The organism is Silvimonas sp. JCM 19000 (assembly GCF_054652575.1).
Genome location: NZ_BAAIHC010000058.1, coordinates 1 through 1,346, shown reverse-complemented (window position 1 = coordinate 1,346; position 1,346 = coordinate 1). Strand labels below are relative to the sequence as shown.

Sequence of the window (1,346 nt, the reverse complement as noted above, 5' to 3'; positions counted from 1 at the left end):
TTTTTGATTAAAACCTGCCGTATCTGATCTTTAACAAAGTGGAAGAAGCAAGACTCAAATTTTAGTTGTTTTAAAAATTGGGTAGATTGTAATCGTAACCGGATTGCTGCTCGGCGCAGCATGAAGGACGCAAACACTATGATCCAGTCGTGATGAATGTCGCGGTTGAGGTTATAGGATCAAGCGAATAAGTGCATCTGGTGGATGCCTTGGCGATCACAGGCGATGAAGGACGCGGTAGCCTGCGAAAAGCGACGGGGAGCTGGCAAACGAGCTTTGATCCGTCGATGTCCGAATGGGGAAACCCACCTCTTTTGAGGTATCCATGACTGAATACATAGGTCATGCGAAGCGAACCGGGAGAACTGAAACATCTAAGTACCCCGAGGAAAAGAAATCAACCGAGATTCCGGAAGTAGTGGCGAGCGAAACCGGAAGAGCCTGCATGTGATAGCAGAAGTCTTAGTGGAACAGTCTGGAAAGGCTGGCGACAGAGGGTGATAGCCCCGTACACGAAAAGACATCTGTGGTACTGAGCATGCGACAAGTAAGGCGGGACACGAGAAATCCTGTCCGAAGACGGGGGGACCATCCTCCAAGGCTAAATACTCGTGATCGACCGATAGTGAACCAGTACCGTGAGGGAAAGGCGAAAAGAACCCCGGGAGGGGAGTGAAACAGAACCTGAAACCGGATGCATACAAACAGTGGGAGCCTCTGAAAATGGGGTGACTGCGTACCTTTTGTATAATGGGTCAGCGACTTACGTTCAGTAGCAAGCTTAACCGTATAGGGGAGGCGTAGGGAAACCGAGTCCGAACAGGGCGCTTAGTTGCTGGGCGTAGACCCGAAACCGGGTGATCTATCCATGGCCAGGATGAAGGTGCGGTAACACGCACTGGAGGTCCGAACCCACTGGTGTTGCAAAACCAGGGGATGAGCTGTGGATAGGGGTGAAAGGCTAAACAAACCCGGAAATAGCTGGTTCTCCCCGAAAACTATTTAGGTAGTGCCTCGAGTATTACTTGCGGGGGTAAAGCACTGTTATGGCTAGGGGGTCATCGCGACTTACCAAACCATGGCAAACTCTGAATACCGCAAAGTATCAGCTCGGGAGACAGACATCGGGTGCTAACGTCCGGTGTCAAGAGGGAAACAACCCAGACCGCCGTCTAAGGTCCCAAATGCATGATTAAGTGGAAAACGAGGTGGGAAGGCACAGACAGCCAGGATGTTGGCTTAGAAGCAGCCATCATTTAAAGAAAGCGTAATAGCTCACTGGTCGAGTCGTCCTGCGCGGAAGATGTAACGGGGCTCAAATCATGAACCGAAGACGCGGATGTGCA

1 rRNA gene is annotated in these 1,346 nt (G+C 50.9%); it reads left to right on the top strand.

The annotated features are described in order from the left end of the window. Positions 1–177: 177 nt before the first annotated feature. Positions 178–1,346: ribosomal RNA gene (locus ACYQ1A_RS21770) — 23S ribosomal RNA — on the top strand; the annotation flags it as partial.